The 23352-nt window shown below is 68.2% G+C and carries 20 protein-coding genes; 11 read left to right on the top strand and 9 right to left on the bottom strand.

Features of this window, described 5'->3' with window-relative positions:
• Nucleotides 1–46: 46 nt before the first annotated feature.
• The gene (locus tag ALI144C_RS21875; protein ID WP_237774250.1) at nt 47–1105 is read right to left on the bottom strand and encodes a glycosyltransferase; all 1059 of its coding nucleotides are present in this window, start codon (nt 1103–1105) and stop codon (nt 47–49) included.
• A gap of 235 nt (nt 1106–1340) precedes the next feature.
• On the opposite strand from ALI144C_RS21875, the gene ALI144C_RS21870 reads away from it, so the two are divergent.
• Nucleotides 1341–3545 (top strand): PQQ-dependent sugar dehydrogenase, encoded by a 2205-nt coding sequence (locus ALI144C_RS21870; protein WP_237774249.1) that lies wholly within the window; start codon nt 1341–1343, stop codon nt 3543–3545.
• A gap of 119 nt (nt 3546–3664) precedes the next feature.
• Here the strand turns inward: ALI144C_RS21870 and ALI144C_RS21865 are convergent, their stop codons facing one another.
• Nucleotides 3665–4552 (bottom strand): TIGR03854 family LLM class F420-dependent oxidoreductase, encoded by an 888-nt coding sequence (locus ALI144C_RS21865; RefSeq protein ID WP_076988978.1) that lies wholly within the window; start codon nt 4550–4552, stop codon nt 3665–3667.
• A gap of 62 nt (nt 4553–4614) precedes the next feature.
• On the opposite strand from ALI144C_RS21865, the gene ALI144C_RS21860 reads away from it, so the two are divergent.
• Nucleotides 4615–5094, top strand: coding sequence for a hypothetical protein (locus ALI144C_RS21860; RefSeq protein WP_076988977.1), 480 nt, complete (start codon nt 4615–4617; stop codon nt 5092–5094).
• A gap of 52 nt (nt 5095–5146) precedes the next feature.
• Nucleotides 5147–6322 carry an MAB_1171c family putative transporter gene (locus ALI144C_RS21855; protein WP_076988976.1) on the top strand — a complete coding sequence of 392 codons (1176 nt, stop codon included), beginning with the start codon at nt 5147–5149 and terminating at the stop codon, nt 6320–6322.
• Here the strand turns inward: ALI144C_RS21855 and ALI144C_RS21850 are convergent.
• Complete coding sequence (locus ALI144C_RS21850; RefSeq protein ID WP_076988975.1) at nt 6279–6695, bottom strand: helix-turn-helix domain-containing protein; 417 nt, start codon at nt 6693–6695, stop codon at nt 6279–6281. The genes ALI144C_RS21855 and ALI144C_RS21850 overlap by 44 nt on opposite strands.
• A gap of 955 nt (nt 6696–7650) precedes the next feature.
• Between ALI144C_RS21850 and ALI144C_RS21845 the strand changes: the two genes are divergently transcribed.
• Entirely contained in the window at nt 7651–8577 is a 927-nt protein-coding gene (locus tag ALI144C_RS21845; protein ID WP_076988974.1) for a helix-turn-helix transcriptional regulator, read from the top strand.
• Here ALI144C_RS21845 and ALI144C_RS21840 read toward each other — a convergent pair.
• Both ALI144C_RS21840 and ALI144C_RS21835 read right to left on the bottom strand, forming a co-directional pair.
• Nucleotides 8574–11168 carry a PEP/pyruvate-binding domain-containing protein gene (locus ALI144C_RS21840; RefSeq protein WP_076988973.1) on the bottom strand — a complete coding sequence of 865 codons (2595 nt, stop codon included), beginning with the start codon at nt 11166–11168 and terminating at the stop codon, nt 8574–8576. The genes ALI144C_RS21845 and ALI144C_RS21840 overlap by 4 nt on opposite strands.
• A 59-nt stretch (nt 11169–11227) precedes the next feature.
• Nucleotides 11228–12322 carry an FAD-dependent monooxygenase gene (locus tag ALI144C_RS21835; protein WP_076988972.1) on the bottom strand — a complete coding sequence of 365 codons (1095 nt, stop codon included), beginning with the start codon at nt 12320–12322 and terminating at the stop codon, nt 11228–11230.
• A gap of 33 nt (nt 12323–12355) precedes the next feature.
• Here ALI144C_RS21835 and ALI144C_RS21830 point away from each other — a divergent pair, with 33 nt between their 5' ends.
• Entirely contained in the window at nt 12356–13120 is a 765-nt protein-coding gene (locus ALI144C_RS21830) for an SGNH/GDSL hydrolase family protein (protein WP_076988971.1), read from the top strand.
• On the opposite strand, the gene ALI144C_RS21825 is transcribed toward ALI144C_RS21830, so the two are convergent.
• The 3 genes from ALI144C_RS21825 to ALI144C_RS21815 all read right to left on the bottom strand — a co-directional run bounded on the left by ALI144C_RS21825 (nt 13077) and on the right by ALI144C_RS21815 (nt 16341).
• Complete coding sequence (locus tag ALI144C_RS21825; RefSeq protein WP_076988970.1) at nt 13077–14276, bottom strand: MAB_1171c family putative transporter; 1200 nt, start codon at nt 14274–14276, stop codon at nt 13077–13079. The genes ALI144C_RS21830 and ALI144C_RS21825 overlap by 44 nt on opposite strands.
• Entirely contained in the window at nt 14269–14790 is a 522-nt protein-coding gene (locus ALI144C_RS21820) for an ImmA/IrrE family metallo-endopeptidase (protein ID WP_076988969.1), read from the bottom strand. The genes ALI144C_RS21825 and ALI144C_RS21820 overlap by 8 nt, the downstream gene beginning before the upstream one ends.
• A gap of 81 nt (nt 14791–14871) precedes the next feature.
• A complete protein-coding gene (locus ALI144C_RS21815; protein WP_441297568.1) occupies nt 14872–16341 on the bottom strand; it encodes an MFS transporter in 1470 nt (489 codons plus the stop codon).
• Nucleotides 16342–16429: 88 nt separating this feature from the next.
• Here ALI144C_RS21815 and ALI144C_RS21810 point away from each other — a divergent pair, with 88 nt between their 5' ends.
• A complete protein-coding gene (locus ALI144C_RS21810) occupies nt 16430–16834 on the top strand; it encodes a MarR family winged helix-turn-helix transcriptional regulator (RefSeq protein WP_076988967.1) in 405 nt (134 codons plus the stop codon).
• A 448-nt stretch (nt 16835–17282) separates the two neighbouring features.
• On the top strand, nt 17283–19376 hold the full coding sequence (locus ALI144C_RS21805; protein WP_237774248.1) for a putative bifunctional diguanylate cyclase/phosphodiesterase: 2094 nt from the start codon (nt 17283–17285) through the stop codon (nt 19374–19376).
• Between the two features lie 10 nt (nt 19377–19386).
• Here the strand turns inward: ALI144C_RS21805 and ALI144C_RS21800 are convergent, their stop codons facing one another.
• Entirely contained in the window at nt 19387–20331 is a 945-nt protein-coding gene (locus ALI144C_RS21800) for a methionyl-tRNA formyltransferase (protein ID WP_076988966.1), read from the bottom strand.
• 110 nt (nt 20332–20441) lie between these two features.
• Here ALI144C_RS21800 and ALI144C_RS21795 point away from each other — a divergent pair, with 110 nt between their 5' ends.
• From ALI144C_RS21795 to ALI144C_RS21780, 4 genes are all read left to right on the top strand, one after another.
• Nucleotides 20442–21743 carry a lysine N(6)-hydroxylase/L-ornithine N(5)-oxygenase family protein gene (locus ALI144C_RS21795; protein ID WP_076988965.1) on the top strand — a complete coding sequence of 434 codons (1302 nt, stop codon included), beginning with the start codon at nt 20442–20444 and terminating at the stop codon, nt 21741–21743.
• Between the two features lie 13 nt (nt 21744–21756).
• Complete coding sequence (locus ALI144C_RS21790; RefSeq protein WP_076989151.1) at nt 21757–22788, top strand: iron-siderophore ABC transporter substrate-binding protein; 1032 nt, start codon at nt 21757–21759, stop codon at nt 22786–22788.
• 10 nt (nt 22789–22798) lie between these two features.
• On the top strand, nt 22799–23002 hold the full coding sequence (locus tag ALI144C_RS21785; protein WP_076988964.1) for an MbtH family protein: 204 nt from the start codon (nt 22799–22801) through the stop codon (nt 23000–23002).
• Nucleotides 23003–23066: 64 nt separating this feature from the next.
• Complete coding sequence (locus ALI144C_RS21780; RefSeq protein ID WP_076988963.1) at nt 23067–23342, top strand: YggT family protein; 276 nt, start codon at nt 23067–23069, stop codon at nt 23340–23342.
• The last annotated feature ends 10 nt before the right edge of the window (nt 23343–23352 follow it).

The following is a 23352-nucleotide window of genomic DNA, read 5'->3' as shown; positions in this document are numbered from 1 at the left end:
TGAGGATCTTGCTAAGCACCCCCGTGCCGCATTGGGCAACTGGGTGTCACCTGAGGCCCTCGATGAGACGCAGCGCATAAGACACGTCCGGCAACGCGGCCATCTCGTCCCTAAGGCGGGTCGCGGCCTGCCGGTAAGACGGGTCGTCGAGCACCTCGGCGGTCGTGTCCCGCACCTCGTCGGGGGTGACCGTGTAGGCGTTGAGGACCTCGCCGAAGCCCAGGTCGGTGCATCGCCGGGCGTTCACGATCTGGTCGGCGCCCAACGGGACCAGCACGGTCGGCAGACCGTGCGCGATGGTGCCGGTCATGCTGCCCGAGCCGCCGTGCGACACGACCAGGCTGCACTGCGGCAGGATCTCGTGCTGCGGGACGAACCCCTCGATCCGCACGTGGTCGGGTTGCGTGCCGAACTCGGCGGGGTCGATGTACGGGCCGACCGTCACGATCAGCCGTCCCGGCAGCTCACGCAGGCCGGCCAGGACCCGCGTGAACAGGTCGCCGGACTCGGTGTTGAAGATCGTGCCGAGGGTGAAGTAGACCGTCGGCTCCTCCGGTTTGGCCTCGGCCACGTCCTGCAGCCGGATGCTGTGCCCGGTCGCGGGCAGCGGGTGGTCCGGGTGCCGCAGACTCGGCGGGAACGGCGAGAGCACCAGGTGACGGCCGAGCATGCCCAGGTTCTCGTCCGGCGCCAGGCCGTGCTCGGCGCGTACCTCGTTGAGCGTGTCCTGCACGACCGACGGCCGCACGAACGAGCCCGAGGCGTTGCTCAGCACGGTCACGTGCGGGATGCCGAGGACCTCGGCGGCGATCATCCCGCCGAAGTCGACCTCGTCGCACAGGATCAGGTCCGGCCGCCAGTCCATCGCCAGCAGGTCCGCCGACCGCAGCCGCGCGGCCCGGTCGGCGAAGCCGTCCCGCAGGCCGTCGTCCTCGGTGTCCTGGTTCGGCTCGATCAACGGCCGCCGCACACCGCCGCCGTCGAAGTCCGGGCCGGACTGCCACGCGTCGAACCCGGCATCCCTGACCGGCTGGACCATGCTCCGCTGGCAGGTCACGCCCACGGTGTGCCCAGCCGCCCGTGCGGCACGGGCAATCGGTTCCATCGGTCCCCAGTGGCCCCGCCCGCCGATAAAACTCGACAAGATGCGCATTTCCCCAGCCTAGGCCCTGCTCGCTCTGTACTTCGCGCGTCTGATCGTGTAAGCGTTTACATAGTAAGCGCTTACCATGCGACGAGGCAGTGGTGGTGTTGTCATGCGTCTCAGGTGTCTGATCTCGACCCTTTCGTTGGTGTTATGTGCGGTCCCAGCCCCTACCGCGGTTGCGGACGATCTTCCGGTGACCGATCCGATTCCGGAGAAACCGATTACATCGGGCATCGCACTCACCCTCGCCGAGGTGATCACGATGCCGCGCTCCGAACCGACACCGCCGGTGACCGACGCGCGCCTGCGCAGGCACGCCAGGATCAACTACTTCGGTGAGCTGCCCGACTCGTCCGGGCGGATGTACGTGCCCGACCTCAACGGCAAGCTGTACTTCGTCAAGGACGGCCAGTCGGCCGAGTACCTCGACGTCGGCGCCGCGGTCGGGCCGGACTTCTTCAACAACAAGGGAATGGGCAGCGGGTTCGGGTTCGTGGCGTTCCACCCGGACTTCGCGCGCAACGGCCGGTTCTACACCACGCACACCGAGGCGCGCGGCGCGTTGACGACGAAGCCCGCCGACTACGACCAGCCCGGCACGATCGTGATCCAGAGCGTGCTGACCGAGTGGACGGCGAGCGACCCGAAGGCCGCCGTGTTCAGCGGGACCCGCAGGGAGATGCTCCGGATCGGGTTCATCGGGTTCACCCACGCGATCCAGCAGATCGACTTCAACCCGACCGCGCTGCGCCACCAGGAGGACTACGGCAAGCTGTACGTCGCGGTCGGCGACGGCGGCCGGGGCACCTCCAGCGACGACCCGCAGAACCTGGCGCTGCCGCACGGCAAACTGCTCCGGATCGACCCGGACGGGCGCGACAGCGCGAACGGGAAGTACGGCATCCCGGCGCGCAACCCGTTCACCGGCAGGCCCGGCGCGATGGGCGAGGTGTACGCGTACGGCTTGCGTGACCCGCACCGGTTCAGCTGGGACAGCGTCACCCGCAGGATGTACCTCGGCAACATCGGTGAACACGAGATCGAGTCCGTGTACGAGGTGCGCGCCGGTGACAACTTCGGCTGGAGCGACCGCGAGGGCCCGTTCGTCTACAAGCGCACGGACCGGTGCAACCTCTACCCGTTGCCCGCGAACGACGCTCGGAACGGGTACGTGTACCCGGTCGCGGCCTACGACCACGACCCGCCGCCCGGCTTCCCGTGCACCGCGGACAGCGGCCACGCGGTCGTCGGCGGGTTCGTCTACCGGGGTTCGGGGGTCCCGGAACTGTGGGGCAAGTACGTCTTCGGTGACCTGGTCGACGGAAAACTGTTCTACACCAACGCGACCGAGATGCGGCGTGGCGGGAAACTCGCGCCGCTGCACCAGTTGTCCGTGACGGACGCCTCCGGCCGTCCGATGACGATGCAGGACATGGCCGGTGACCGCAGGACCGACATCCGGTTCGGCACGAACAACGCGGGCGACCTGTTCGTCATGGCGAAGGCCAACGGCAGGATCTGGCAGGTCACCGGGACCAAGCCGCTGCCGGACGTCCACCCGTCGCTGGTCGGCAACCTGGTGGCGCGCTACGACTTCGAGCACCCGGTCGCCGGGAACCCGGCGAAGGAAGCCGACAGCGGCCGGTCGGGCACGCCCATCGACCTGGTCAACGGCGGCGAGCAGGCGCGGGTCGCGGACGGCGCGTACCGCGGTAGCCGGTACTCGTTGCAGACCAAGCAGGTCAACCCGCTCACGCCCGGCAACGACGACTGGAAGGCCGGAACGTACTCGGCCGGTGGTGTCCCGTCGCTGCGGGCGTTCAACGGCGTCCGGCAGACGACGGTGATGGGCTGGGTCAAGATGACCGGCCGGAACCCGAGCCCGAACTCCAATTCGGCCAACCCGGCCGACTTCTACGGCGCAATCGGCATCGCCGGGGTGCTGAGCGGCAACTCCGACGGCCACGCGGTCCGCGCTCTGCTGGAACTGATCGAAGTGGACGGTGTGATGAAGGTGGTCGCACTGGGCAGGCGGATCGACGGCGGCGCCTCGCAGACCTTCGCGGCCACCGAGGACTGGCGCACGATCCTGCCACAGGGGCACTGGGTGTTCCTCGCGGCCACATTCGACTTCAACACCGGGAAAATGGCGCTGTACAAGAACGGCAAGCCGTTGCCCGGGTCCTATGTGGTCGCTGGGGACCCGTGGGGCGTCGGCACCGGTCAGGGCCCGTACTCCGCCTCCCCGACCGATCCGCGCGGATTCAAGATCGGCGGCAGCTTCCCGCAGGACACCCGGGAAGGCAACCCCTGCGACTGCCGGTTCGACAACCTGATGTTCCTCGACCGCGCGCTGGAACCGTGGGAGATCCAGGCCCAGTACGCGGTCACCTCCTAGAGCGACTCGCCCGGCATGGCCGCCGGTTACGGGCGTCGCATGCCGGGCAGGGTGGCCTTCACGGCACATGAGGGCGGTTGGGGGTTTTCCGTCAGCCACGACGACCAGGGTCGGACGGATCAGGGTTCCGGCAGGTCGCGCTCCAGCGGCTTGAGCTTCGCGGCGAAGTCGTCGAGGAACGGGCGGATCGTGCGGACCTCACCGGCCGGGCGGATCACGAACTTCGTCAGCCCCGCGTCGATGTAGCGCTCGATCAGGTCCTGCGCCGCCTCCCAGCTGTCCGGGATCACCTCGGCCGGGTCGATGTCCGGCTGCCTGCTGCGCGCGGCGGCCAGCAGCGTCTGCGGGATCCCGCCCTCGGCGAGCGCGATGCTGATCCCGTAGTGGTCGGCCTCGATCTCCCTGCCCGCCTCCCGCGCGGCCTGCTCGATGGTCCGCCGCGCCAGGAGGGTCTGGCTCGGTGTCATGAAGCTGCCCAGCCAGCCGTCGGCCAGCCGCCCGGTGCGTTCGAGGCCCGCTCTCGCCGACCCGCCGAGCCAGATGTCCATCCGCCGGGGCCGGGGGCGGACCGACGCGGTGTCGAGCGTGTGGAACTGCCCGTGGAAGGAAACGGTGTCCTGGGTCAGCAACAGCCGGACCACCTGCATCGTTTCGTCGAACAGGGCGCCGCGGGCGCCCCGGGGCGCCGGGAAGACCTGCCGTTCGGGATCGCGCGCCGGTCGCAGTCCGAAGACCGGGAGTACCCGTTTGGGGGCTAGCGCCGCCAGCGATGCCAGTTGTTTCGCGACGAGGACGGGGCTTCGGCCAGGCAACACGGCCACGCCCGTGCCCACTTTCAGTTTGTTCGTACGCGAAAGGGCGTACGCCATTGCTATGAACGGGTCGGTGTGTTCCCCGAAAACGACTTCGGAGAACCACAGTGAGTCGATGTCCAGTGCTTCCGCGTGATCGATCGCCTCGACGAAATCCTCGTGCGGGCCGAGGCCTACCCCGATACGGACCTTCATGGGTCCATCATCCGGGTCACTTGACCTTGCCGGGTAGTCTCCAAACAAGGAGGCGACGGGAAATGAGGCAGCTTCGTCGGCGCTGTGAACAACACCTGCGCACCTTCGCCGTACCGCAACCGTTCGACCTCGACGCGTTCTGCGCGCATGTCGCCGAGAAACGCGGCCGCCGTCTGGAGCTCAAACCGATGCCCGGCCTGTCCGCCGCCGCCCCGTGCGGCATGTGGCTGTCCGTGGCGGACGCCGACTACATCCTCTACGAGCCGACCACGTCGAAGCTGCACTCCGAGCACATAGTGCTGCACGAGCTCGCGCACATGCTGTGCGACCACCGGCTCAGTATCGACGTTTCGCTGCGGCGCAGACTCTTCCCCACCATCGACCCCGATGTGGTCCGGCGGGTGCTCGGCCGCGTGAACTACGCCACCGAGCAGGAGCAGGAAGCCGAGATGCTCGCGTCGATGATCCGGGGCGGCGGGGGCAGGGCCAGACCACGGGACGCGCTCGCGCGGATGACCGAGGTCCTCCGCCCGAACACCTGAGACGAATCCCGGCACCCGCGAGAGAAACGAGGAGGTACCGCCGCTGAACGCGTTGCTTCTCGTTCTGCTCTGGGGACTGGTGGCCGGGTGGCTGCCCGCGTTGCGCCGCGGTCCGAAGCAACGCACGGTGTGGCGCATCTTCCTGGCGTTCGCGGTCATCAAGACGGTCGCGCTCCCGCCGGTCGCGGGCGCGGTGCAGGACGTGCTCGGCACGAACGCGGACACGTTGCTTCAGCACCTGCTGGCCATAGCCGCCGGGGTCAACCTGCTGCGGTTCGTCGCGTTCATCACCGGCCGACGGCCGAACTCCCGCCAGGTGCTGCTGGGGCTGGGGGTGGCGACGACGCTGGTCGCGCTGTTCGCCATGGCCAGCCACGGCATCCACGGCTCGGCTGAGCACCTGTTGGCCCAACGGGAGACCAACCCGGTGGTCATCGCCTACTGGATGTTGCTGGAGGCCTACCTCGGCACCGTGCTGTGCACGGGCGGTCTGCTGATCTGGCGGGTCAGCCGGGCGTCGCCGACGAACCTGCTGCGCGTCGGGCTGTGGCTGATGTGCGCCGGAGCCGCCATCAACGCGCTTTTCGCGGTCTACAAGTCGGCGTACATCCTCGCCAACGCGGCGGGCGTGCGGATGCCGACCGAACTCGTCGCGGCGATCTCCGACCGGATGCTGCCGGTGTCCGGGCTGCTGATCGTCAGCGGTGTCGTGCTGCCGACGTGGACGGTTGTGCGCGAGCTGATCGCCATCCACCGGTCGATGCGTGCGCTAGCGCCGTTGTGGCACACCATGCGCACCACGTTTCCCCAGGTGATCCTGTACGTCTCGGAACGCTTGCCGAGCGCGGACGGGTTGCTGGCCACCGCCCGGTTGCGGTTGTACCGGCGGCTGATCGAGATCAGGGACGGGATGCTCGAACTCCGCCAGTACGCCCCGCCCGCGACGCCCGGCGAAGCGCTGGAATACCTGGCCGCACAGGGCATCCACGGCCGCCAGGCCGCCGTGCTCGCGGAGGCGTGCTGGATCGAGGTCGCGCTGCGCCGCAAGAAGGCGGGCACGCGGCCGTGTCAGGGGTGCTGGCCGTCGACGCCCGGCGGCGCCGATGAGCACGAGGAAGCGAAATGGCTGGCCGAGATCAGCACGGCGCACCGGCTTTCGCCGTATCCCGGCCGATTCGCCGGAGTCACTCCGGTTTCTTCTTCTCGTTCTCCAACTCCCACACCTTGAGGATCATGTTGCTGATCGTCTCGCGGCTTCCTGGCGAGAGATCCGCCGCGCGCAACGCGATCTCGGTGACGCCCGTGTCGCGCAATGCCGCCAGCAGTTCGAGTTCGCTGTCGATCTGCCTGGTCTCCTCGTCGTCGAGGAAGTAGGCGACCGGCACCCCGAAGAACGTGGCCAGCGCGGTCAGGTGCTGGATTGTCGGGTTGTCCCTGCGCCCGGTGCGCAGCTGCCAGATGTACGTGTGCGAGATGGATATGCCCTGTTGCTCCCTGATCGCCTCGGCGACGGCGTTGTGGCTGTACTCGCCCTGCCCTGCCGGGCGGACGCGATGGAACAGCCGGTCGAGCTTCTCGGCGATAGAGAACGGCGCGTTCACCCTGCCTCCTGCCGATCCGTGACGGGCGTAAACATCAGTTGCTTGGCAAATGGTACATCGCAAGCCTTCGTTGACGCAGCCGTAACGCTGGTTTACTCTCGACGAGCATCCAAAACTGGGGAAATAGATTTCGAGGGGTGCCATGGTCGATTCGGCCGTACCATCCACTTTGTACTATGCGATCGGGTCGTCGCGCCGCGTGTTCGGCCGGTCGCTGTCCGCTCCTTCCACTGTGGACCTCGAGCCGGCCCGGTGTCGCGAACAGCGACCGGCTGTGAACGCTGTGTCAGTGCTCAAAGGTGATGGGACTGATGCTCAGAGTGGTTCCACATCGCACTGATCGGCCGCGGCGATAGGCCAGTCGGGGGACAAGTCGTCTCGCGGCGTGGATTTCGCCCCATCTCTCGGCTGGGTCAGCGAAGATTCACCAGGCCGTCATCGCGGATCGCTAGGTTGGTTCGCCATGGTGCGTAGGACTCCGGACTTCGGGTGGGAGGGCGTTTCACCAGTGACGAGTGCCGCGCGGTCCACTCTGGACGAACGGTCCGGGCTGCTGGCAGCGTTTGCGGCCGGGAACGTTCCGGCCGCCGGAACACGGCCGCTGCCGCCGCGTGGGCTCTTGCGGTCCGCGAGGTGCCGAGCTGTGCGAGCTTTCGCCGCTGTGCTACCGAAAGCGAGGGTCCGTGGCCTGCTGCCCGGCCGTCCGGCGGCATGCGGCGGCGCTCGGACGTGGCATCCGGGCGGATTCTCAGCGCCGCGCTTGTTCACGAAGCCCGCGCGGTTCATCCTCGATCCGGACGACGAGGACACCAGGCCGAGCCGGCGGTACTTCACCGCGGCTCCCGTGCTCTTGTGGAACGGGAGGCCAAGGATGCGTTGATCTGTCTCGGCGCACGATGAGGGGGAAGGGAACTCGGCCGGGTGTTCATCGGGTCGAATGAGGGTGAGGGCGAGCATGAAGAGCCACAGGCTTGGCGTGGGCGGCCAGGCTGAGATCGGCTACCGGGCACTGCTGACCCGGTCACGATGGCAGCCGGAACGCCTGGAGCACGCGTTGGCGTGGTCTCCCGACCAGGGCGCGACCGTGCTGGCGGAGTTGCGCGGTGAAGGGCTGGTGATGAACTCGGCGGTCGAAGCCGGTGCGGTGCGGGCGATCCAGCCGTGCCTGGCGCTGCCGGCGTTGGCCGCGCGGCGGTTGTCGGGCGGGCCGATGCCCAGCGCGGCGGCTGTCGAGACGTTTGTGTCGTTGCACGAGCAGACCACGGGCAGGCTCGACGACGCGTGCCCGTTGTCCGATATGGACGAGGTGCTCGCGGTCGTCGAACGGCTGGCCGCGCGGGTTCGTAACGAAGTTGTGATCCTGGCGCCGCTTTACGACCCGCGGTCGTACGAGTTCGCCGAGCACATCGCCGAGGGCGTGCTGCGCCGCGGCGCGGGGCTCAGGGCGCTGTGGCGCACTGACGTCTCAGCCGTGGACTACGCGGTGTGGCTGGGCAAACGGGGGCACACGCCGAGGGCGACGTCGAACGTGCCCGTCCGGGCCGTGGTGGTGGACGGCCTGGTCGGCGTGGTGCTCAACGAAGCCGGTGCGGGCAGGGTGATCAGGACGGAGAACGAACTCCGTTCGCTCGTCGCGTTGGCCGACGGCCTGTGGGCGCAGAGCGTCGAAGTCAGCCAGGTGCCCAAGGGCAGGCCGACGCGGTCCCGGCACGAGCTCGTACTGCGAATGCTCGCGCAGGGGTTGACCGACGACGCGATCGCTCGCCGGCTGGGGGTGAGCGTTCGCACGGTCCGCGGCGACGTCGCGTCGGCCATGGTGGAGCTGGACGCCCGCAGCCGGTTCCAGGCAGGCGTCCGCGCCATGCAGATGGGCTTGCTCTAGGCAGGAACGGGAGTCACGACACCGGTGGCGCCGTCGACGGTGATGGTCTGACCGGTGGTGATGCGATGGGTGGCGTCCGCGACGCCGACGACGGCGGGAATCCCGTATTCCCTGGCGACGACGGCGCCGTGTGAGTTCGCGCCGCCCATCTCCATCACGAGCCCGCCCGCGGTGAGGAACAACGGAGTCCAGCCGGGATCGGTCGACGGGGCGACCAGGATCTCGCCTGGCTCAAGGTGAGCACCGACCGGATCGAGCACAACGCGTGCGGTGCCGGTGATGCTGCCCGCGGAGGCCGGGGTCCCCGGCAGCGAACCGTCCGCCGCCGCAACCGGTCGCGAGATCGCCTCGACGTCGGTGCCGTCCGAAAGCATGACCCGCGGGATCCGCCTGCGCCGAAGTTCTTGCTCGTACGCCTCGCGGTTGCCGGAGATCCTTTCGTGCTGGTCCGTTCCACCGAGGGCAGACCTGATCTGCTTGAAGTCGAGGAAGAACACGTCGTCCGGCCGGGCGATCCGGCCCGCCTCGGCCAGTTCGGCCCCGATCGCCTTGAGGTGCTCGCGGACCGAGCCGAGCGCGATCACCAGGAAGTACTTGGGCATCTCGCGGATTCCGGCCAGGTCCCGCGCCCGGTTCAGCGCGAAGCGGAGTATCCGCTTGCGCCGGGGCGCCTGCGCGACGAGCCGGTCGATCGCGGCCCGCGCCTGCGCCGTGCCACGGGCGAAGACCACGTCCGGCGCCGCTTCTTGATCCGCCAAACGGAGGTAATTCGCAAGCACGCCAAGGATGTGTGTCGGATCATCGGACCAGCGCGGCATGCCGACGTCGATCTCCGCCACCGCGCGGTCGCCCCACACCTCGAGGAACTCGGCCAGGCCGACGTCCGGCAGCGTGCCCGCCAGGTAGCGTTCCGCCAGCCGCTCTGGCGACTCCTCGCGGAACTGGCTGACGGCGTCGCTCTCGCGGATCCGGGTGGCCAGGTGCCACAGCTCCAGGTCCATCTCGGTGGTGATGTTGTGCGGCACACCGCGCAACACCGCCTGCACCTCGCCGGGCCTGCCGACGATCTTGCCCGCCAGCCCGAGCAGCAGGAAACCCGCGGCGGCGCTGGGCATCACCCGCGGAACGACGGGGAAGAGGTGCCGTAGCAGCACTTGCTCGACGTGGTCGAGCCGTTCGACCGGCGTGGCCCCGGGATGCAACGCGATCCGGCGGCGGATGTCCCGGCCGACCGAGTCGACGAACCGGTGCGCGGCTCGCGGGCTGATCACGGCCTGCAGCACGCGGAGCGGGACCCTGAACCGCACTGCCAGCCGGAGCAGCCGGAGCACGGCCTTCCGGCGTGAACCGGGACGCAAAGCGAACCGCGGGTCGTCGAACAGACTGCTCAGGGCCGCGCCGGACCGTGCCTCCATGACGCCGAGCACTTTCGGCACGATCGCGCGGCCGACTTCGCTGCGCACCGCCGCTGTGACGTCGATGTAGCCGCGCCCGCCGATCTCGGCGAACGCACTGGGCCCGGCGACCGGATCCGCCACGGTGAGACCGAGGATCTCCCTGGCGACGCTGGTGGCGAGCAGGCGGAAGGTGGCGAGCCCGCTCGGCGTGATCGGCCGGTACAGCCCTTGCGCCACAGTGATGGAGAAGTACACCCGAGTGTCCTCCTGGGACTGGTCCGGCAGTGGGTACAGCGTGGTGATCGGCCGTGACTGCGTCAGCCACAGCGCGCCTTCGGCGTCGATCGCCCACTCGGTGTCCTGCGGTGCGCCGTAGTGCCGCTCCACTTCCGCGCCGAGCGCAGCGAGCGCGATGACCTGGTCGTCGGTGACGCAGGCATCGGCCGCGCCGGACTCGCGTTCGAGGCGTTCCGTGCCACCGCCGGGCAATGACCGGATGACCACGCGCTTGTCACCGAGCCTGCGCTCGACGATCGCACCGTCGCGCACCACGAAGTGGTCGGGGTTGACCGCGCCGGACACGACGGCCTCACCGAGGCCGGGACTGGCGTCGAGCACGTACTCGTGCCGCCGCCCGGTCACCGGGTCGGCCGTGAACATCACACCGGCCACTTCAGACTGGACCATCCGCTGGACCACCACCGCGAGGCGCACGGTCCGGTTGTCGATCCCGTTGGTGGCGCGGTACGCGAAGGCCCTGTCTGTCCACAGTGAAGCCCAGCACCGGCGCACCGCGTCGAGCACGTCGCCGATGCCGACCACGTTGAGGTACGTGTCCTGCTGACCCGCGAAACTGGCGAACGGCAGGTCTTCCGCCGTCGCCGACGACCGAACGGCGACCGGCACGTCCGCGCCGAGTGCCGCGTAGGCGCGGGTGATCGCCTCGCTGATCGCGTCGGGCATCGCCGTGCCCAGGATCAGCGCCCGGGTCGTGGCCGCGTCATGGCTGCCGTCGGCCCCGGCCGCGGCGGCCACTTCCCGGTAGGCGTCGGTCGTGACGCAGAACCCTGGCGGAACCGGGAGGCCCGCCCTGGTCAGCTCGCCGAGGTTGGCCGCCTTGCCGCCGACATCCGCCAGCATGTCGGCGGAAATGTCAGTGCTGATGTCGCTGAAGTCTCGCACCCACGTCGTCATGGCGCCGAGTTTAACTCAATCTCAACGCGTGATGAAATAATTTCCGCTGGTCGGCCCCATCAGGCGACGGGTGCTGCCCAATCGATCGCGTGGTCGTAGAGCCAGTGCCGCTCCTCCGGCTTCGGTGGCGCCGCGCGGCGGTTCGCGCCGGACCCGAGCGCCGCGCTCTCCGCGACCAAGCGCTCGACCCGGTCCCGGCGGATCGCGGTGTACCGCTCGAACGCCGCCGGGACCGGCGTGATGTCCCGCAGGCACTTGGCGAGGATCACGCTGTCCTCCAGCGCCATCGACGCGCCCTGCCCGGCCGCTGGCGACGCGGCGTGCGCGGCGTCACCGACGAGGACCATGGAGTCGTTGTGCCACAAGCGGGTCTCGGGCACGTCGTAGGCGTTCGTGATGAACAGGTCATCGGTGGACCGCACGATCTGCGCGGCGGGCGTGTTGTCGTCTGCCAGCAGGTCGACGAAGTCCTGCCGGTTGGCCGTGGCCAGGTCCAGTTCGGGGGCGCGGGAGAACCACCACGTCTCACCGTCCGGCGCCGTGGTGTAGCCGAAGAACGCACGGCCGCCGGAGATCATCCGGTAGGCGTCCGCCGACAGCGGGAACGACGTCGCCCTGGTGTAGCCGTACGCGATGGTCAGGCCGGTGAACCGGGGCGCGGGTGCCGACGGGTCGATGATCGACCGGGTCGTGGAGTGGATGCCGTCCGCGCCGACGAGCAGGTCGCCGTCTGCGCTGGTGCCGTCGTCGAACCCCGCCCGGACGCGACCGTCCACAACCGACGCTGAGACCAGGCGCTTCCCGTGGTGCAACTCGATGCCCCGCCGAGCCACCTCGTCGTGCAACACGCGGTACAACACCGAACGCTTGAGCGTCCGCGCGCCGCTGCGCATCGGGTTGAGGTGGATCCTCGTGCCTGATTTGTCCAGGAACTCGACGTTGGTCGCGGGGAAACCGGCGTCGATGACTGGCTGGTGCGCCCCGACCGCCTCCAACGCGTTCATCCCGTTGCGCATGATCGTGAGGAACGCCCCGATGTCGTCGGCGCCGGTGGCGTACGCCTCGTAGATGACCGGTGTCATCCCGGCCCGCCGCAAGGCCATCCCGGTCACGGCCCCGGCGATCCCGCCCCCGATGATCAGTGCCTTCGTCATACGCTCAAAGTAGCGTCGATTAACCTCGGAGACATGAGCAAGCGCTTAGTCGCATTGGGCGACTCCTTCACCGAGGGAGTGGGTGACGACGACCCCACGTACCCCAACGGGGTCCGCGGCTGGGCCGACCGGGTGGCCGAGCAGCTGGCGGTCGGCGAGCCGGAGCTGCTGTACGCCAACCTCGCGGTGCGCGGCAAGCTGATGGGCCAGGTGCTGGCCGAGCAGCTGGAAGCGGGCCTGGACATGCGGCCCGACCTGGTCACGCTGTACGCGGGCGGCAACGACCTGATGCGCCCGTCGGTGGACATCGACGCGTTGATGGACGACTACGACAAAGCGATCGGCAGGCTGGTCGAGTCCGGCGCGACGGTGGTCGTGTTCACCGGCGTCGACGGTGTCGAAGACGCGTTGTTCCGCAAGATGCGCGGCCGCGTGGCCATCTACAACGAGCACACCAGGGTGATCGCGAAACAACGCGGCGCGCTCGTCGTGGACATGTGGGCCATGCGGCAGCTGCGGGACCGCCGGATGTGGGCACCGGACCGGTTGCACCTCAACGCACTCGGGCACACAGCGGTGGCCGTCGAGGTGTTGACCGTCCTCGGTGCCGAACACCAGCTGACCAGCACGTCACCAGGCCCACGCGAGACGCTCAGCGTGCGCGAACGCCGTGCGCGGAACCTCCAGTGGAGCAGGGAACACGCGTGGCCGTGGGTGCTGCGCAGGGTGCGTGGCGAGTCGTCCGGTGATCACATCAAGCCGAAACGCCCTGCCCTCGAACCGGTTCGGCAGCCGTAGGGCTCCGGCGGTACGCGCGGGCGACGTCGAGCAGGAACGCTGTGTCGCTCTGCAGGTCGAGACCGCCCGCGATGGTGACCAGTTCGCTGTCGCGGGCAGGTGCGCCTGCCCGTTTCGCGGCCATCGCGGCGGCCAGCATCTTCGCCTCCACCAGGGCGTCGAGTTCCCTGCCGGTGAGGTCGGCGTCGGCGCGCGCGGCGGCACCGACCTCCGGGTCGAGGTACGGCTGCAGCGCCAGCCGCCCGTCCCTGATCTCGATGACCCGCCGGTACAGCCGCAGGTCGAGGTCTGTCGGCAGCAGGTCGAGGAGTGCGGGCCGGGGCGCCACGAGCGCGATGTGTGGCGTCGCCCGGTAGAGCGCCAGCCACAACGGCCGCAGCCGGTGGTAGTCGCGCATCCGCCCGAACCAGCCGAACAGGGCGGACAGCCCGAGTGCGCGGGCCCATGTCGGCAGTGTCACACCGATCAGCACGAACACCGCGGCCAGCAGCGGCAGCATCCGGTCGAGCAGCCCGCCGAAGCCCTTCGGGTACCCGATCCCGATGTCGGCCGCCGCGAAGTAGAACGCCTTGTGCACGTGGTAGAGCAGGGAACACGCGATGCCGACGGCGACCACCCGCAGCCCGAGCTTGCCGGTCGCCGTGCCGGACAGCCCGCCGTACCGCCAGCACAGCACGATGGTCCGGACGAACGCCGGTGCCAGCCCGGCGACGAAGACCAGCCAGTACTCGAGCACCCACGGCTCACCGGCGTACCGCCCGGCGAACCGGACGTCGTCGACCGGGGTGTCGGCAAGGAAGAACAGGGCAGTGATCGCCACGGCGACGGTGGTGGGCCACCAGATGTGCATGACCGGCCGCGGCGGCAGTGACTCGTTGAGCCGCGTCAGCATCACCTGCGCCGCCACCGCCACCAGCAGGATGGACAGGTGCGACAACAGCCTGCCGAGGTTCGGCACACCGGAGATCTCGCTGATCAGCCGGTACGGTGCCGGTGCCATGGCGGTGAGCGAGCAGGCCAGGCCGAACAGGATGAACCAGATCGCCGACCCGTTCCTGGCCGCGCGGCGCCTGCGGTCGACCAGCTTGCCGACGACGAACGCCCACGCGAGCACGGCGGGGCCGTAGAGCCTGATCCAGTCGGTCCAGTCAGTCATTGCCGGGTTCCGGCCAGTCGAACACCGCGTTGATCCGGTCGGCGACCGCGCTGGTGCGGTGACCGGGAACGGCTTCGCGCTGGGCCCGCTGGGTGATCAGCGAGGCGAGCAGTTCCGCTTCTTGCTCCTGTTCGGCCTGGTAGGTGGTACGGCCGAGGATCCGTTGCACCATCACTGGATCGAGGTTCGGCATGAGCATGCGGGTCAGCTCGTTGGCTGACAGCCGCGCCGCGTGGTGGTCGCACAGCACGTGCGCCAGTTCGTGCAGGATGATGTGTTCCTGGTGCGGGGGAGTGGTCGACGCCTCGTAGAAGATCATGTCGGTCTGGTCGGTGGCCACCCACAGCCCGAGTACGCCGCTGTCGTGCGCGTTCATCGGGGTGAGCGTGATCGGGCGGCCCCGCTCGTGTGCCAGCACGCGGCACAGACCCCGGGCGTCGAACGGTTGCGGCAGCGGCACAGTGCGCGCCAAAGCCTCGCACCGCCGTCGAATCTCCCGGAAACTCGGGCTCACCTCTGCAGCGTATCGAGAAGTCCCTCGCGAAGTCGTGACTTCACGAGGGACTGCCTCCCCCACCTCGGCTGGATCCGGGCGTCAGACGCCGGCCAGTTCGGGCTCGGCGGCCAGCGCCCGAGCCCTGTTCTCCTTGCGGTTGGCGACGATCCCGGTCACCGCGACGACCACACCCAGCACCGCGATCCCGGCGACGACCGCGAGGCCGGGGAAGTAGCTGGCGAGCAGTTCGTCCGGGGTGACCTGGGCGGTGTGCGACTCGTTGGCCGACACGACAGCGGTCACGATGGCCAGCCCGATCGCGCCGCCGACCTGCAGCGACGTGTTGAGCAGACCGGACGCCAGGCCCTGCTCCTCGTCCTTGACACCGGCCGTGGCCTGGATGTTGAGCGAGGTGATGGACAGCGCGCACGCGATCCCGAGCAGCAGCATGCTCGGCAGCACGACGCCGATCACGTTCGCCGAGACGTCCATGCCGAGCATGAACGCGTAGCTGCCGACCAGTGCGACGATGCCGAGCATCAGCAGCCGCGGCGTGCCGAAGCGGTCGACGACCTTGTCCATCTTGGTCGAGCTGGCGGCCACGATGACGGCGGCGGGCAGGAACGCCAGCGCGGTCTGGATCGCCGACCAGCCCAGCAGCCGCTGCATGTACTGCATGACGATGAACTGGAAGCCGACGTACGACCCGAAGAAGATCATCGCGCCGAGGTTGGCGCGCACGAGCGACCCGGAGCGCAGGATGCCCAGCCGCACCAACGGGTGGCTGCTGCGCCGTTCGATCATCACGAACGCGGTGAGCAGCGCGACGACGAGGACGAACGAGCCGATGGTGACGGGGTGCACCCAGCCGATCTCGGGCGCCTGGACGATCGCGAACACCAGCAGCAGCATCGCGGCGGTCGACGTGATGGCGCCGCCGACGTCGTAGCCCTGGCCGTTGCGCTCCGGACGGCCGTCGTCCGGCACGAACCTCAGCGCGGCCAGCAGGATGACGAGGCCGATCGGGCCGGGCAGCAGCAGCGGCCAGCGCCAGCCGATCTCGGTCAGCAGACCGGAGGCGACCAGGCCGAGTGAGAAACCGCTCGCGGCGCACACGGCGAAGATACTCAGCGCCTTGTTGCGTGCGGGGCCTTCGTGGAACGTGGTGGTGATGATGGACAGTGCGGCGGGCGCGGTGAACGCGGCGGCGACACCCTTGATGAACCGCGCCGCGATCAGCAGCTCAGGGCTGCTGACGACACCGGCGGCGAGCGAGCCGATGGAGAAGATCGCAAGCGCGACAAGCAGAACGCGGCGCCTGCCGAGCAGGTCGGCCGCCCGGCCGCCGAGCAGCAGCAGGCCGCCGTATCCCAGGATGTAGCCGCTGACCACCCACTGCAGGGCGGACGTGGTCATGTGCAGGTCCTCGCGGATGGCGGGCAGGGCCACGCCGACCATGGAAACGTCGAGAGCGTCGAGGAAGATGACGCCACACAGCACCACGAGCGTGCCCCACAAGCGCGGTCCCCAGCGCACATCCGAGGTGGAAGTAGTCGTTGACTCGATCACGGACGAGACTATTGCATGCGCGCGCATACGATGCAAGTGCATTTAATGCGTGCGCATCGTATGCGTGTGCAGTGGTATAGTGCCCTGCATGGCCGCCGACGCTGACCGGCCGCTCGTCTGTGAGTGGCGGGATATGTTGTCTTTGCACGCCCGGACGTGGGGCGCTCTGGAGCGCGAGCTCAACGAGCGGCACGGCCTGGGCGCCAGTGAGTTCGAGGTGCTCGATCGGCTGATCGAGACCGACAAGCAGGACTGCCGCGTGCAGGAGCTGTCGGCCGGGATCCACCTGAGTCAGAGCGCGCTCTCGCGGCTGATCGCCCGCCTCGAACGCGACGGCCTGGTGACCAGGGGAATGTGCCCGGACGACAGGCGCAACATCTTCGTCTCGCCGACGCAGGCGGGCCGTGCGCTGCACGAGGAAGCGGTCGGTACGCACCGCGCCGTGCTCGAGGAGTTCTTCGCGGCGGGACGCGGAGTCCGGATCGGCCACTGACAACAGATTTGCTCGTTGCTGTCTGAAGTGGACTGCCCTGATCGCGTTGCCGGTGAACAGCCTGTTCTCTATCAGGTGTCACTGTCCACTCTCGCCTGATGGCCCCGTAGTGCTCGGACGCGGCTTGTTCTGACGGGGTGCTCGTGCTTCGATCGTGGCCGGTGTCGGGTCAAGGGCGAATTGGTCCAGTCGTTGACCCGATCTATTGCGACGAATGGACTATATGATCATAGGATCATCGCGTTGGTGTAGTCGTGGGTGCGCGGTCGGTGATTGTTCTGCTTCATCAATCAGTGGTGGCGGGACTCTTCTGGAGACAGTCGAATCGTTCACCAACAAGGAGGGGACGGTTGCGTCGGGTAGCCATCACGTCCCCCGATTGGCCCATTCGATTGAACGCTGAACCAATCTGTGGCCAGTGGCGTACGACGGTCGGTAGGCTTTTTCGGTGCCTCAGCGCGAGTCGATCTCGCCGCTCCCGGATGATTCGAGTGTCGCCGACAACGACACCATTCGTGAGCAGGACAAGCTTGCCCGGAAATGGGCGTACCTGATGTGCCACAACGCATACATTCCGCTGTCCCAGCCGGAAGTGGAAGAGCGGCTGCGGGACATGGTCACCCGGCTGGTCACCGCGCTGCGCGCCGAACCCGTGGACACGTCGGCCGCGACCGAGATCACCGAGCAGTTGGTCGCGATGAACTGCGCGGACAGCGTGTGCCTGCGGTGCACCGTGCAGGTCCTCGGCCGCGGGCTGCTGAAGTCCCGGCGGCTGCGGGACGTCGACCGGCTGGCGGACAAGGTCGTGTCGATGATCGCCGCGATTTCGGCCAGCTACGCCGAGTCCATCCGCAAGACCGTCTTCCGTCAGCAGGAAGAGGTCGAACAGGCGCTGGTGATGGCCGTGCGGGACGCGCGGTGGAACCTGAAAGTCAGCGAGGCGCGGTTCGACGAGGTCGCCACGTGCTCGTCGAGCGGCATCGTGATCACGGATCTGACCGGCCGTTTCATCCGCGCGAACCACTCCTTCGGGCAGATCGTCGACTACACGACGGCGGAGTTGGCCAAGCTGTCCCTGTTCGACCTCGTCCACCCCGACGAAGCGCCCTACCTGCGTGAGTCCTACCAGGCATTGCTCGACGGCGAGAACGAACGCTTCCGGCGCGGGCAGCGCCTGGTACGCCAGGACGGCGAACTGGCGCGGGTGTCGGTGACCGCCACCCTGCTGCGCGACGGGGACGACCAGCCACGGCATTTCGTGACCGTGGTCGAGGACGGCACCGAACTCAAGCTCCTGCAGAACGAGTTGAGCCGCCAGGCGCTGCACGACGTGCTCACCGGGCTGCCGAACCGGCAGTTCTTCACCACGCACCTGGAAAGCGTGTTGCGCCGGGCGGATCCGGCGTACGGCGTGACCCTGTACCACCTGGATCTCGACGCGTTCTCGTTGATCACCGGCGGACTCGGCCGCAGAACCGGCGACCTGCTGCTGATCGCGGTGGCCGAGCGGCTGAAAGCCGTGCTGGCCGGCGAGAAGGCGATGGTCGCCCGGTTCGACGGCGACGAGTTCGCGATCGTCGTGGAGAACTCACCGTCCACACCGGACGTTCTGAGTATGGTCGTTTCGATCAACGAGGAACTGTCCGAGCCGGTCTACATCGACGACAACGGTGTCGCGGCGACGGCGAGCATCGGCGTGGTGGACCGCCCGCCCCGCAACATGGATCCGGCCGAGTTGCTGCGTGCGTCGGACATGACGTTGCGGCGGGCCAAGAGCAACGGCCGCAGGCAGTGGGAGCTGTTCCACCCGGAGCAGCACGAGCGCGACCGGCGCACGTTCGGCCTCGCCGCGGCCATGCCGGGCGCGTGGGAGAACGGCGAGCTGTCCGTCGACTACCGACCCATCGTCCGCCTGTCGGACAAGGAAGTCGTCGGCACCGAGGCGGTGCTGCGCTGGGACCACCCCGAGTACGGCCTGCTCGACGACGAACGCTGCCTGGCACTGGCCGAGGAATCCGGGCTGATCCTCGCACTGGGCCCGTGGCTGCTGCGCACCGCGTGCCAACGGATGCGGTGGGACAAGACGGTCCCGCTCAGCGTGAACCTCACCGCGCAGCAGTCCTCGGACGGCGACCTGGTCGGCGAGATCGCCGCGGTGCTGCGGGAAACCGGCATGCCCCCGGAGCGGCTGTGGATCGGCATGCCGGTGAAGACGTTGCTCGCCGACAAGGGCGAGGCGATGGACAACATGAAGCTGTTGGCCGACAACGGTGTGCAGACCGTCGCGGTGGACTTCGGCGGGACGTCCGGCGACATGGTGTGCGTGGAGGACCTGCCGTTGCGGGCGGTCCGGATCGCTCCGTGGCTGACCGCCCGCGAACCCGTCTCCGGGTCACCGGTCACGCACTCGTTGCTGGACATGTCCAGCCTCGTGCACCTGTCCGGCGCGCAGGTCATCGTGGACGGCGTCTACTCCGAGGAACGCGCGCGGTGGTGGCGCAACGCGGGAGCTGATTTCGCCCAAGGGGCACTGTTTTCTTGACCTACGAGGACTATGAGGACCTCAGGTAACCGCCCATGGTCTTGAAGTAGTCGGTCGCCGCGTACTCGGTCCCGTCCTCGGTGCGGATTCGTTCGACGACCAGGCCCCGGTTGCGGCCGGTGCGGGCGTCGGCGCCCGCGACGATCACCACGCCGTCGCCTTCCTTGATGAAGATCCGGCCGGGAGTGCCGCCGTAGCAGGCTTTCGACACCGACGCCTTGAGCACGCGGATCTTCTCGCCCTTGTGGTAGGTGAAGGCGTTCGGATACGGGTCCGGCTGCGCCCGGACGAACCGCTCGAGGTCCTCGGCAGGCCACGTCCAGTCGATCCGGCTGTCCTCAAGGGACCGCTTGTGGAAGAAGCTGGCCTTCGAACGGTCCTGTTTGGTCAGTCGGGCCTCGCCGGACGCGAGCAGAGCGAGCGCGTCGACGGTGATCGGGCCGATCAGGTCGACCGTTCGGTGGAACAGGTCCGTGGTCGTGTCGGTGGGACCGACCGGGATGGCGCGCTGCAGCACGATGTCGCCCGCGTCCAGCGTCTCGTCCATCATGTGCGCGGTCACGCCGACCTCGGGCTCGCCGTTGATCAGGGCCCAGATCAGCGGCGAGAACCCGGCGTAAGCGGGCAGTAACGAGTCGTGCACGTTCAGTGTGCCGTGCGGTGGCAGGGAGTAGACCTCCGGCGGCAACCAGGTGCGCCAGTTGTTGGCGACGATGATGTCCGGGTTCGCGTCCTTGAGCCGTTGCAGCAGTTCATCGTCGTCCGGGCGGTTGCGCAGCAGTACCGGAACACCGTTTTCCTCGGCGAGATCGGCGACCGAGTCGGACCAGATCTTCTCGTAGGCGTGCTCGCTTTTGGGGTGTGTCACCACGAGCACCACCTCGTGCTCGGATTCGATCAGTGCCTGCAAGGTGCGGTGCCCCCAGGTCTGGTACCCGAACATCGCGACCCGCATAGGGTCCTCCTTCGTCGGAGCGACGAGCGTCACCCTCGAATGTAGTAGTTGAGGCTGACCTTAGTTAGGTTAGGGTGACCTTGCATCTGTTGGTCAACGATGGGACGGGTATGGCAGAGCCAGCGGTCTACGACATCGTCGGGGTCGGCTTCGGTCCGTCGAATCTGGCCCTCGCCATCGCGCTCACCGAGTACAACGAGCACGCCGACGAACCCGTCACCGCGCAGTTCCTCGAGCGCCAGCCGCGATTCGGCTGGCACAGGGGAATGCTCATCGACAACGCCACGATGCAGGTGTCCTTCCTCAAGGACCTGGTCACCATGCGGAACCCGACGAGCCGGTTCACTTTCCTGTGTTACCTGAAGGAACGCGAACGCCTCGTCGACTTCATCAACCACAAGAACCTTTTCCCGCTGCGGATCGAGTTCCACGAGTACTTCGAATGGGCCGCGTCCCAGGTCGACGACCTGGTCGCGTACGGGCGCGACGTCGTCTCGGTCACGCCGGTGCCCGGCGGCGAGTTCTTCGACGTGCGCGACTCCTCTGGCGAGGTGTTCCGGGCCCGCAACATCGTGCTCGGCACGGGGTTGCGCCCGGCGATGCCGGAAGGTGTCGAACCCGACGACCACATCTGGCACAACAGCCAACTGCTCCACCGGATCGACACCGTCACCGAACCGAAGCGGCTCGTCGTGGTCGGCGCGGGACAGAGCGGTGCCGAAGTCACCGCGTTCCTGCACGAGCGCTTCCCCGAAGCCGAGGTGTGCGGAGTCTTCTCCCGCTACGGCTACAGCCCGTCGGACGACAGCTCCTTCGCCAACCGGATCTTCGACCCCGAAGCGGTCGACGAGTTCTACGCCGCGCCGGAACACGTCAAGCAGCGGCTGATGGGCTACCACGCCAACACCAACTACTCGGTCGTCGACATCGACCTCATCAACGAGCTCTACCGCCGCGAATATCAGGAGAAGGTGCGCGGCGCGCGGCGGCTGCGGCTGTTCAACGTCGCCAGGCCCGCCCAGGTCCTGCGCACCGAGGACGGTGTACGCGTCACGGTCGAGACGCTCACCACGGGCGAGCGGACCGTGCTGGACGCCGACGTCGTGGTCTTCGCGACCGGCTACCTGCCCGCCGACCCGGTCGGCCAGCTCGGCGACGTCGCCAGGTACTGCCTGCGCGACGACAGCGGGCGGTTGCGTGTGGACCGCGACTATCGCGTTTGGACCGTCGACGACCTGCGCTGCGGAATCTACCTGCAGGGCGGGACCGAGCACACGCACGGCATCACGTCGTCGTTGCTGTCCAACACAGCCGTCCGCGTGGGGGAGATCCTCGACGCGATCGTTTCGGGGAAAGCGGGCGACCAGACAGCGCAACCAGAGCTCGCCGTGAGCGGAGTTCGGTCGGAATGAATAAGGATCAATGATGTTCTTCTCGCCCTTGCGGCGCAAGCTCGTCACCGCGGCACTGGCCGTGAGCGTGGTCGTCCCTGTGGCCGCGTGCGGGGGCGGCCAGACCACCCCGGCTCCGGCCGCGGGACAGGCCACGCCCGGTGCGGTCGCGGCGTTCCCGGTGGCCATCGAGCACAAGTTCGGCAGCACCACGCTCAAAGCCGAGCCGAAACGGGTCGTGACGGTCGGCCAGACCGACCACGAGGTGGTGCTCGCCTTCGGCGTCAAACCGCTGGGTGCGACGGACTGGTTCGGTGAGCGGCCGTTCGCCAACTGGCCGTGGATCGACAGCAAGTGGGGCGACGCCCGCCCCGAGGTGATCAGCAACGGCTCCGAGCCGAACCTGGAGAAGATCGCGGCGCTGCGGCCGGACCTGATCATCGGCCAGTACGCCGGGATCACCAAGGAGCAGTACGAGAAGCTGTCGAAGATCGCGCCGACGGTCGCGCAGAACGGCAAGTACGAGGACTATTCGGCGCCGTGGCGGGAGACCACGCTCACCATCGGCAAGGCGCTCGGCAAACCGGCCGAGGCGCAGCGGATGGTCACCGACGTCGAGGCCAAGTTCGACCGGATCCGCAAGGACCACCCCGAGTTCGGCGGCAGGAAGCTGATCGTGGGTGACGGCTCGGCGCCGGGCAAGTGGGGCGTGTTCTCGCCGAAGGACCCGCGCGTCACCCTGCTGGCCGAACTGGGCTTCCAGGTGGACCCGAAACTCGACGGCAAGACCAAGGACGGCACCCCGATCGAGGTCGGTGACGAGGGACTCGACCTGGTGGAGACCGACGTCCTGGTGATGCTGCCGGAAAAGGCGGACGACGTCACGCGGATCAAGCAGAACCCGGTGTACGCCAACCTCGCGGTGGCCAAGGCCGACCGCGTGATCTACATGCCCTACCAGAAACCGTCGACCGGTGCCGCGCTGTCGTTCGCGACCGTGCTCAGCATCCCCTACATGATCGACGAAGTGGTGCCGTCGCTGTCGGCCGCGGCGAAGAAACTCTGAGGAGCGCGTGATGACCAACCCGTTCGACGACCCGGACGGCACCTTCAAGGTCCTCGTCAACGACGAGGGCCAGCACAGCCTGTGGCCGGAATTCGCCGACGTGCCCGCGGGCTGGACTGTCGTGCACGGCCCGGACACCCGCCAGGCGTGCCTGGACCACGTCGAGAGCAACTGGACGGACATGCGCCCCAATTCGCTCATCCAGTCCATGTAGACAGGTGTTTCTCAGGCTCCTCTCACCATCGCGGCGCAAGCTGGGTGGTGAGAGGAGTTTTGCCATGAGTGCAGTGGGAGCCTTGCTCAGCCTGGTGCTGACGCTGTTCATCGTCGTGCTGGTGATCCGCGCCGTCCTGGACTGGACGGGTGTCCTCGCGGGTGGCGGCGGCGGTGTGGCGCGGGCGCGCGGCGTGGTCTACCGGATCACCGAACCGGTGATCAGCCCGGTCCGGCGCGTGGTCCGGCCGGTCCGGATGGGAGCGGTGTCGTTCGACCTGGCGTTCACGCTGGTCTTCGTGGCCGCGGTGATCCTGCGTGGCCTGGTGGGCTGGTTGTGACAGACCTCGC

This window comes from Actinosynnema sp. ALI-1.44, from assembly GCF_001984155.1.
Classification (GTDB): domain Bacteria; phylum Actinomycetota; class Actinomycetes; order Mycobacteriales; family Pseudonocardiaceae; genus Kibdelosporangium.
The sequence above is the reverse complement of the archived record's forward strand: the minus strand, read 5'-3'. Positions and strand labels throughout refer to the sequence as shown.

Excerpts from the sequence above, each read along its gene's own strand:
- ALI144C_RS21835 (WP_076988972.1), bottom strand. The coding sequence starts at position 12,322 with ATGACGAAGGCACTGATCATCGGGGGCGGGATCGCCGGGGCCGTGACC.
- ALI144C_RS21790 (WP_076989151.1), top strand. The coding sequence starts at position 21,757 with ATGTTCTTCTCGCCCTTGCGGCGCAAGCTCGTCACCGCGGCACTGGCC.
- ALI144C_RS21830 (WP_076988971.1), top strand. The coding sequence starts at position 12,356 with ATGAGCAAGCGCTTAGTCGCATTGGGCGACTCCTTCACCGAGGGAGTG.
- ALI144C_RS21780 (WP_076988963.1), top strand. The coding sequence starts at position 23,067 with ATGAGTGCAGTGGGAGCCTTGCTCAGCCTGGTGCTGACGCTGTTCATC.
- ALI144C_RS21825 (WP_076988970.1), bottom strand. The coding sequence starts at position 14,276 with ATGACTGACTGGACCGACTGGATCAGGCTCTACGGCCCCGCCGTGCTC.
- ALI144C_RS21840 (WP_076988973.1), bottom strand. The coding sequence starts at position 11,168 with ATGACGACGTGGGTGCGAGACTTCAGCGACATCAGCACTGACATTTCC.
- ALI144C_RS21785 (WP_076988964.1), top strand. The coding sequence starts at position 22,799 with ATGACCAACCCGTTCGACGACCCGGACGGCACCTTCAAGGTCCTCGTC.
- ALI144C_RS21800 (WP_076988966.1), bottom strand. The coding sequence starts at position 20,331 with ATGCGGGTCGCGATGTTCGGGTACCAGACCTGGGGGCACCGCACCTTG.
- ALI144C_RS21875 (WP_237774250.1), bottom strand. The coding sequence starts at position 1,105 with ATGGAACCGATTGCCCGTGCCGCACGGGCGGCTGGGCACACCGTGGGC.
- ALI144C_RS21810 (WP_076988967.1), top strand. The coding sequence starts at position 16,430 with ATGGCCGCCGACGCTGACCGGCCGCTCGTCTGTGAGTGGCGGGATATG.
- ALI144C_RS21845 (WP_076988974.1), top strand. The coding sequence starts at position 7,651 with ATGAAGAGCCACAGGCTTGGCGTGGGCGGCCAGGCTGAGATCGGCTAC.
- ALI144C_RS21860 (WP_076988977.1), top strand. The coding sequence starts at position 4,615 with ATGAGGCAGCTTCGTCGGCGCTGTGAACAACACCTGCGCACCTTCGCC.
- ALI144C_RS21795 (WP_076988965.1), top strand. The coding sequence starts at position 20,442 with ATGGCAGAGCCAGCGGTCTACGACATCGTCGGGGTCGGCTTCGGTCCG.
- ALI144C_RS21865 (WP_076988978.1), bottom strand. The coding sequence starts at position 4,552 with ATGAAGGTCCGTATCGGGGTAGGCCTCGGCCCGCACGAGGATTTCGTC.